The sequence below is a fragment of the Pseudomonas savastanoi genome (assembly GCF_020917325.1).
In the GTDB taxonomy this organism is placed as follows: domain Bacteria; phylum Pseudomonadota; class Gammaproteobacteria; order Pseudomonadales; family Pseudomonadaceae; genus Aquipseudomonas; species Aquipseudomonas amygdali.
The window spans coordinates 1,587,904-1,595,698 of the sequence record NZ_CP076652.1 but is presented as its reverse complement, the minus strand read 5'-3'; the positions used below and the strand labels follow the sequence as shown (position 1 = coordinate 1,595,698).

9 protein-coding genes and 1 tRNA gene are annotated in these 7,795 nt (G+C 56.0%); all 10 read right to left on the bottom strand.

Annotated features, from left to right (window positions below):
* Nucleotides 1-698: 698 nt before the first annotated feature.
* Nucleotides 699-774 (bottom strand) — tRNA-Lys (locus KP808_RS07110).
* A gap of 63 nt (nt 775-837) precedes the next feature.
* On the bottom strand, nt 838-1,527 hold the full coding sequence (gene queC / locus KP808_RS07105) for a 7-cyano-7-deazaguanine synthase QueC (RefSeq protein WP_057402404.1): 690 nt from the start codon (nt 1,525-1,527) through the stop codon (nt 838-840).
* A gap of 1 nt (nt 1,528) precedes the next feature.
* The gene (queE, locus tag KP808_RS07100) at nt 1,529-2,176 is read right to left on the bottom strand and encodes a 7-carboxy-7-deazaguanine synthase QueE (RefSeq protein ID WP_230017885.1); all 648 of its coding nucleotides are present in this window, start codon (nt 2,174-2,176) and stop codon (nt 1,529-1,531) included.
* 171 nt (nt 2,177-2,347) lie between these two features.
* Complete coding sequence (ybgF, locus tag KP808_RS07095; RefSeq protein ID WP_080394846.1) at nt 2,348-3,175, bottom strand: tol-pal system protein YbgF; 828 nt, start codon at nt 3,173-3,175, stop codon at nt 2,348-2,350.
* 6 nt (nt 3,176-3,181) lie between these two features.
* A complete protein-coding gene (gene pal, locus KP808_RS07090; RefSeq protein ID WP_002554651.1) occupies nt 3,182-3,682 on the bottom strand; it encodes a peptidoglycan-associated lipoprotein Pal in 501 nt (166 codons plus the stop codon).
* 52 nt (nt 3,683-3,734) lie between these two features.
* On the bottom strand, nt 3,735-4,985 hold the full coding sequence (gene tolB / locus KP808_RS07085) for a Tol-Pal system beta propeller repeat protein TolB (protein WP_216597196.1): 1,251 nt from the start codon (nt 4,983-4,985) through the stop codon (nt 3,735-3,737).
* Between the two features lie 47 nt (nt 4,986-5,032).
* Nucleotides 5,033-6,103, bottom strand: coding sequence for a cell envelope integrity protein TolA (gene tolA, locus KP808_RS07080; RefSeq protein WP_230017882.1), 1,071 nt, complete (start codon nt 6,101-6,103; stop codon nt 5,033-5,035).
* A complete protein-coding gene (gene tolR, locus KP808_RS07075) occupies nt 6,103-6,567 on the bottom strand; it encodes a protein TolR (protein ID WP_002554654.1) in 465 nt (154 codons plus the stop codon). The genes tolA and tolR overlap by 1 nt, the downstream gene beginning before the upstream one ends.
* Nucleotides 6,568-6,581: 14 nt before the next feature.
* Nucleotides 6,582-7,277, bottom strand: a complete 696-nt coding sequence (gene tolQ, locus KP808_RS07070; RefSeq protein WP_002554655.1) for a protein TolQ — start codon at nt 7,275-7,277, stop codon at nt 6,582-6,584.
* On the bottom strand, nt 7,267-7,734 hold the full coding sequence (gene ybgC, locus KP808_RS07065) for a tol-pal system-associated acyl-CoA thioesterase (RefSeq protein WP_005733346.1): 468 nt from the start codon (nt 7,732-7,734) through the stop codon (nt 7,267-7,269). The genes tolQ and ybgC overlap by 11 nt, the downstream gene beginning before the upstream one ends.
* Nucleotides 7,735-7,795: the final 61 nt, after the last annotated feature.

The following is a 7,795-nucleotide window of genomic DNA, read 5'->3' as shown; positions in this document are numbered from 1 at the left end:
ATGGCCATGACGGCAACCGAAAGCATTGCAGTTCCGAGCTACTGAAATACACAGCACATCCCAGAAGTGGCAGATCGACATCAAAAAGGCAGGCAATACTAGAACGCCACCATTATGGCGTCAAATATTTGTATCGACCATGTATCCGGTTTATTGAACTTTATTTAAACCTGGATTTATCTGAGAGAACCGGCACTTGCCTTAACGCTATAGGCCGTCTTTGCCACTGTTGAAGCTGGCGTAAACACCAATACCTCACAGCCGATGGCGGTCCCGACTTCTCCACAAGCATCTTTTACGGAGGTGCTTTCAGTGGAGCTGCCTTCTACGCGGCCTTGATATTAAGGCCGCAGCAGGGATGGCAGTCATCTGCCACCGTCGGCACGGATCCGTGAGTGCGGAATTAACGGGATAAGGGTGTTGGCACCAACTGGCATGGATGCCTCTTCGCTGAGCGCACCTTTATTCGCCCAGGATTGCGGCGAGCCATAGCCGACAAAATGCTGGTGTGACTGGAGATCAGATGAATTGAAACAAAATTGTCGAGGGGACGCCTTGGAAAGGCTTTCCACCCTCCTTACAGATCACAGCACCAATCGAGCACAGGACGCTCAAAGCAGCAATCCAGGCACCACAATCTGCAATGCAAAAAAAAATCTGGAAATCCGCATTTTCATGGGCCTTCCAGATTTTCGAAATGGTGGGTCGTGTGGGATTCGAACCTACGACCAATTGGTTAAAAGCCAACTGCTCTACCAACTGAGCTAACGACCCTCTGTTGTGTGGCGCGTATATTACTGATTTTTATCAGTAATTCAACACCTTTTTCAAAAAACTTTAAAAATAACGTGTCGGGTCTGCCATACCTGCGGCTGTGAAGCCCTCGGCGCGCAGGCGACAGCTGTCGCATTTGCCACAGGCTCGGCCCTGGTCATCAGCCTGATAGCAGGAAACCGTCAGTGAGTAATCGACCCCCAAAGCAGCGCCTGCCTTGACGATGTCCGACTTGCTCAGGTTCTGCAGCGGCGCTCTGATTGTGAACCCCTGCCCTTCCACACCAGCCTTGGTCGCGAGATTGGCCATGCGCTCGAACGACTCGACAAACTCGGGACGGCAGTCGGGATAGCCCGAATAGTCCACGGCATTGACGCCGATGAAGATATCCCGTGCACCCAGCACCTCTGCCCAGCCCAGCGCCAGCGACAGGAACACCGTGTTGCGTGCCGGTACGTAGGTCACCGGAATGCCCTCAGAGGGCGACTCGGGCACGGCGATGGAGCTATCGGTCAATGCCGAGCCGCCAATGCCGTTGAGGTTCAGGCCAATGACCTTGTGCTCGACTGCACCCAGATCGCGGGCAACGCGCGCTGCCGCATCCAGTTCGGCGCGATGACGCTGGCCGTAGTCGAAGCTCATGGTGTAGCAGGCGTAGCCTTCTGCGCGGGCCATGGCGACCACGGTTGCGGAATCCAGGCCACCGGACAGGAGGATCACGGCTCTTTTTTCGGTATTGGTCAATTCACTCATGTCAGCGCCCCGGCTCGTCATCCCAAAGAATTTTATGCAACTGCATCTGCAAGCGTACCGGTAGATTGTCGGCAACGATCCAGTCCGCCAGATCACGGCCTTTAAGCTCGTGGTGACTGGCCGAGAACAGGACCTCGCCCGCACGACGTTCAAGACCGTACTGAATCAGCTTGGAGACAGCCCAGTCGTAATCCTCGCGCGAGCAAATCACGAATTTGACCTGGTCGTTGCCCGTCAGCAGCTCGATGTTCTCGTAACGGTTACGCGAGACTTCCCTTGACCCGGGAGTCTTGAGGTCTACAACGCGACTTACACGAGGATCGACTGCCGAGATATCCAGCGCGCCGCTGGTCTCCAGTGACACCTCATAGCCCGCATCGCAAAGACGCTTGAGCAACGGGATGGCATTAGGCTGAGCGAGCGGCTCACCGCCGGTCACACAGACATAGCGAGGACGATAGGCCGCCACTTGCCCAACGATGTCATCCAGCGTCTGGATAGTCCCACCGCTGAATGCGTAGGCGCTGTCACAATACTGGCAGCGCAATGGGCAACCGGTCAGGCGGACAAATACGGTAGGCAGGCCAGCCGTACGGGTTTCACCCTGCAAGGAGTGAAAGATTTCGGTGATGCGTAATGTCTCTTGCATATCAGCCACGGGCGTAACAGCTAAACAGGCCGTCCGCCTCCGTCAGGCACTTCAAAGGACCCTGCAATCGCAGAATCCGGAAAAGCGTAGGGTGTACCGGAATTTCGGGTGCGAGATTCTAACGAAAAAAGCCGCGACTAGCGCGGCTTTCTTGATCAGCGGGTCAGAACATCAAAGACGCTGAAGATCTCGTTGCGCCAATTGTGCAGCTGAGGTGCCAGGATACTGGGCGACCACCTGCTGCAATATGCCTTTTACCTTGTCGGTATGACCGAGACGACGCTCGACGTCGGCCAGCTTGTACAGGGAGTCAGGCACCTTGGCATGCTTCGGATACTGCTGACTGACCTTGGCGAACGCCTGACCTGCACCCTGAAGGTCGCCTTTGGCCAGATTCACTTCACCCAGCCAGTATTGGGCATTGCCCGCGTACGAGCTGTTCGGGTATTTGCGCAGGAAAGCGGTAAAGGCCTGACTGGCCTTGTCGAAGTCCTTTGCCTTGATCAAATCGAAGGCCGCTTCGTAATAAAGCTTTTCCTTCGCCGGGTCAGGAGGCTCGGTGCCTGCTGCCGGTGCCTGCTGAGCCGCTGAAGCCGAAGGCGTCCCACTAGCGTCGATAGCGCCACCAGCAGGTTGAGAATTATTGGTAGCCGGAGCGGCTGCGCCACTTGCGCCACTGGCTATGCGTTGATCGAGTTCCTGATAACGCTCCAGAGCTTCCTGCTTCATGCGCTGGATATCATTCTGCTGGACCTCGACAACACCGCGCAAACGCGCGATTTCGTCCTGCATTTGCTGCAATTGCATGAACAGCTGACCTTGTGCCGAGGCAGGGGCCGTAACCCCTCCCCCGGCATAGGCGCCGGACGTGCCATAACCCGCTGGCGGATAACTGCTGCTGCCAGAGCCAGAATTGTTATCGACCACAGGTGCCGCACCCAACGCTGAAAGCGGAAGGGCGAGGGCCAAAACGGTTAGAGCACGTCGGCACGTTCGCATGTCAAATTACTTACGCAGTTCGACGCGACGGTTTTGAGCCCAGGACTGCTCGTCGTTGCCGGTAGCAACTGGACGCTCTTCGCCGTAGGAAACCAGTTCCAGCTGAGCTGGGGAAACGCCTTGCAGAACCAGGTAGCGTTGAACGGCTTTCGCACGACGCTCGCCCAGTGCCATGTTGTACTCGCGAGTACCACGTTCGTCGGTGTTGCCTTCCAGAACAACGCGAGCGCCGTTAGCTTTCAGGTCTTTTGCGTGCACGTCCAGGGAGCGCATGGCTTCTGGCTTCAGGTCCGAACTGTCGTATTCGAAGTAGAAGGTAGTGATTGCGCGCAGAGCAGCTTCTTCGCTCAGGGAGCCGTCAACTGCACCAGTGTTGGCGCCGTAACCAGCGTTAGGGTCAACAGCACCGCCTGCACCGGCATTGTCGCCGCCTTTGGAAGAGCAACCTACAGCTACAGCCATGGCCAGAGCCAGCGCAGCAAATTTACCAAACTTCAGCATTTCCATCTTGAAACTCCTAATGAACCCCAGTGTGTTAAGCAAATCGTGTAGCGCCGCGTCAGTTCAGGTAAGGGGACCAGGAAGGTTCTCTGACTTCGCCTTGAGCGGTAGGAAGCGGGAGCCTTACGCGTCCATTAATGGACACGAGCATCAAGACTCCCCGGCCCTGCTGGCGGGTGGCGTAGATTACCATGGTGCCGTTGGGCGCAACAGTAGGCGACTCATCAAGGTTGCTATCTGTGAGGATTTTTACGCTACCGCGGGCCAAATCCTGCACTGCCACCTTGAAATTAGTGAAGCCGTCCTGCCGGTGAATCATTACCAGCGTCTTTTCATCCGCTGACAATTTCGGGTTGGCGTTGTAATTACCCACGAACGTTACACGTTCGGCACCGCCGCCATTAATGTTTGTCTTGTAGATCTGTGGCTTGCCGCCACGGTCCGACGTGAAGTATAGCGTAGACCCGTCCTTTCCGAAGAAAGGTTCAGTATCAATCGAAGAATCATTGGTAACGCGGCTCAATTGGCGCGAAGCCAGATTGATCACGTAGATCTCCGGGTTACCATCCTTGGACAGAACGAATGCCAGCTTGCTGCCATCCGGCGACCATGCAGGCGCGCCATTCAGGCCTTCAAAATTGGTGATCTGCTCACGGCGACCGGTATCGATGTGCTGAACAAAAATGCGCGGGCGCTTCTGTTCGAACGATACATAGGCAATACGCTTGCCGTCCGGCGCAAACCGTGGCGACAGGATTGGCTCACGCGATTGCAGCAGGGTTACTGCGCGAGCACCGTCGTAATCCGAACGCTGCAGGGTGTAACGCGTGTTGTTCTCGGAGAAACGTTCAGCGGTCACGTAGAGCATGCGGGTAGAAAACGCACCCTTGATACCGGTGAGCTTCTCGAACGACTGGTCGGCAATGTAATGCGCCATGTCCCGCAGTTGATCGTTGGTACCCGACACGTTACCGGTCAAAACCTGTTGCTCGGTGGCCACGTTGAACAGCGCGTACTGGATCTGCAAACGTCCGCCAGCAGGCGTGATGTTGCCGACCATGACGTACTGGGCACCCAGCGCTTTCCAGTCACGGAAAATGACTTCGCTGGCCTGGGTCGGCAAGCTGATCATGTTCTGCTTCGGGATCGGCGCGTAGTAGCCGGAATTGCGCAGATCGTTGCTGACGATTTCCGCCATGTCTTCCGGCAGTACGTTACCGCCCTGCCATCCGAATGGCACAACAGCAATCGGTGCTGCACGGTCACTGCCGCTGGTGACCAGAATGTTCTTTTCTTCTGCCGACACCATTGCGGATGCGAAACAGAGAACGACCAGCAGTCCTCGAAAAAGGTTGATCACAAGGCTAGATCTCCAGGTGTGAATGTCATCTTGAATGAACGATAGGGAGCGAAGTCAGCCGGCTTCAGACCCTGCATTTCTGTCAAACGTCCAATGTTCTTCACCGCAGCAACCGCAGAGCTGTCGAACGGCCCGTCACCACTGGACTTGGCAATCGATACTGAAGCAATCGTACCGTCCGGCAACATGCCGATCTGCAACGTTACCGACATGTTGTTACGTGCCGATGGTGGACGACTCCAGCCTTCGGACGCCCTGACACGAATCAGGTCATCGAAACTGCCAGCCGTTTCATCGCCCCGCTCGTCAGCCAAAGCCTGTTGCCGTTCCGGTTTATCGGACAGCAAATCGGCCAGTGCCTGCGCCTTCTTGTCTTCAGCGGATTTGCGAGCTGCTTCCTGCGCCTTCTTGGCGGAATCTGCAGCGGCTTTTTTCTTCGCGTCCTCGGCAGCCTTTTTCTTGGCGTCTTCTGCGGCCTTTTTCTTGGCCTCATCAGCAGCCTGTTTCTTGGCTTCCTCGGCAGCAGCTTTCTTGGCGTCTTCTTCGGCTTTTTTCTTCGCCTCTTCTTCGGCCTTTTTCTTGGCTATATCAGCCTGCTGCTTCTCTTCAAGCTTTTGGGCGTCGGCAACCTTCTTGGCTTCATCGGCTTTCTTGGCATCGTCAGCCTTTTTGGCCTCCTCTGCTTTCTGTTCGGCCTTTTTGGCTTCGTCGGCGGCTTTCTGCTCTTCGGCTTTTTGAGCCGACTCTTCTTTCTTTTGTTCCGCAGCTTTTACAGCTTCCTGTTTGAGCTGCTCGATCTTTTTCTGCTCCAGCTGTTCGACTTCAGTTTGTCGCGCAGCGGTTTTCTTCGCCTCACCGGCAATCTTCTGGTTGGTCTGGGTAGTGGCCTGGCTCTTGGACTTGAGCTGATAGAGCGTTGCCTGAACGATAGGCTTGGCTTCGGGCAAGTCCGGAGTCATGGCAAAACTGACGAACAGCATGCCGAAAATCAGAATATGCAATGCCACGGCCCAGACACTGGGCCAGAAGTAGCTTTCCGAGGCGGACGGCTCTCGAATCGGCTGCATCAGGGTGCCTCGGTAATCAAGCCAACATTCCCGACCCCAGCCTTCTGCAGCCCGCCCATCGTGCCCATGACCGAGCCGTAATCGACGGTCTTGTCACCACGAATGAAAACCTGCGTCTGCTTGCCTGCGTCACGCCCGGCAGCGACGATCTTGGTCACTGCGGCAGTCAGCTGCGGCAGGGTCATTGCCTTGTCCATCTGTTTGTCGGTATCGACTTCGCTGCCAAGGTTCCAGTAATAGGTCTTGTCAGCCTTGATCGAAATGGTCAGGACCTGATTGTTGTTGTCTTGCGGCAAAGCCTCGCTGGAGACCTTGGGCAAGTCGACTTTCACGCCCTGGTTGATCATGGGAGCCGTCACCATGAAAATCACGAGCAACACCAGCATCACGTCGATGTAGGGCACTACGTTCATTTCGGCGACCGGCTTGCGTTTTCTGCGACGATCTCGAGCGATTAAAGCCATGGGGAATTACCTGCTCACTCTTCGCTGGTGTGCACTTTACGGTGCAGGATGGCCTGGAACTCGTCAGCGAACGTGTAGTAACGGCTGATCAAGGTCTCACTGCGCGCGGCGAAACGGTTGTAGGCAATAACGGCCGGGATGGCTGCGAACAGGCCGATGGCCGTTGCAATCAGTGCCTCGGCAATACCCGGTGCCACGGTGGCCAGCGTTGCCTGCTGGGCAGTTGCCAGACCGCGGAAGGAGTTCATGATCCCCCAGACAGTACCGAACAGACCGACGTAAGGGCTGGTGGAACCCACGGTCGCCAGATATGGCAGACCTGCTTCGAGCTTTTCTTCCTCGCGGGAAATAGCCACACGCATGGCGCGCGCCACACCTTCCATGACCGCATCGGGATCGACACCGGACTGCTGACGCAGGCGGGAGAATTCCTTGAAACCGGCACGAAAGATCTGCTCTACGCCAGAGTCCGGATCGGGATTGCTGCCCGCCTGACGGTACAGTTTGGACAGATCGATACCCGACCAGAAACGCTCTTCAAAGCTGTCCAGTGCACGACGACCTGCGCGCAGCATATTGCTGCGCTGAAAAATCACGATCCACGAAGTGACCGAAGCAGCCACCAGAATCAGCATTACCAACTGAACAACAATGCTGGCATTGCTGACCAAACTCCACATGGAGGAATGGTCGACGACGTTAGCTTCCACGCTTTATCTCCTGCTCTGAATGTATGCCCGCGCCGCCCTGGTCGGCAAAGGCCGCTCGCAGAGCTTCGGGAATGGCCCGGGGTTTAAAACTATCGGCGCGTACACACGCCACCAGGAACTGCCCTTCACAGAGCAGCGTTGCATCCGACGCCCGCCTGATCTGCTGTTGAAAGCGCAGGCTGACACGGTTCAATTCGGTTACTTCTGCACTGACAAGCAACTCGTCATCCAGCCGCGCGGGCTTGTGATAACGCGCGTCACTGGAGTGCACGACAAATAAAAGGTTTTCCTGCGCCAGTTCGGATTGGGCAAAGCCCAATTCCCGCAGCCGCTCGGTACGAGCCCGCTCCATGAATTTCAGATAATTGACGTAGTAGACGATGCCGCCAGCATCGGTGTCCTCGTAATAAACGCGACAGCGATGTGCGAACGACTGAACCCCGTTTTGCGCGCGCATACTCTAGAGCTTACTCCTCAGGTTGCCAATCGGGTCAGGCAACTGTTTTTCAACGTTTTGC

What these genes read in the sequence shown, in the direction of transcription:
- tolB (WP_216597196.1), bottom strand. Translation starts at nt 4,985, where the DNA reads ATGGTGTCGGCAGAAGAAAAGAACATTCTGGTCACCAGCGGCAGTGAC.
- queC (WP_057402404.1), bottom strand. Translation starts at nt 1,527, where the DNA reads ATGAGTGAATTGACCAATACCGAAAAAAGAGCCGTGATCCTCCTGTCC.
- ybgF (WP_080394846.1), bottom strand. Translation starts at nt 3,175, where the DNA reads ATGCGAACGTGCCGACGTGCTCTAACCGTTTTGGCCCTCGCCCTTCCG.
- queE (WP_230017885.1), bottom strand. Translation starts at nt 2,176, where the DNA reads ATGCAAGAGACATTACGCATCACCGAAATCTTTCACTCCTTGCAGGGT.
- tolR (WP_002554654.1), bottom strand. Translation starts at nt 6,567, where the DNA reads ATGGCTTTAATCGCTCGAGATCGTCGCAGAAAACGCAAGCCGGTCGCC.
- ybgC (WP_005733346.1), bottom strand. Translation starts at nt 7,734, where the DNA reads ATGCGCGCGCAAAACGGGGTTCAGTCGTTCGCACATCGCTGTCGCGTT.
- pal (WP_002554651.1), bottom strand. Translation starts at nt 3,682, where the DNA reads ATGGAAATGCTGAAGTTTGGTAAATTTGCTGCGCTGGCTCTGGCCATG.
- tolA (WP_230017882.1), bottom strand. Translation starts at nt 6,103, where the DNA reads ATGCAGCCGATTCGAGAGCCGTCCGCCTCGGAAAGCTACTTCTGGCCC.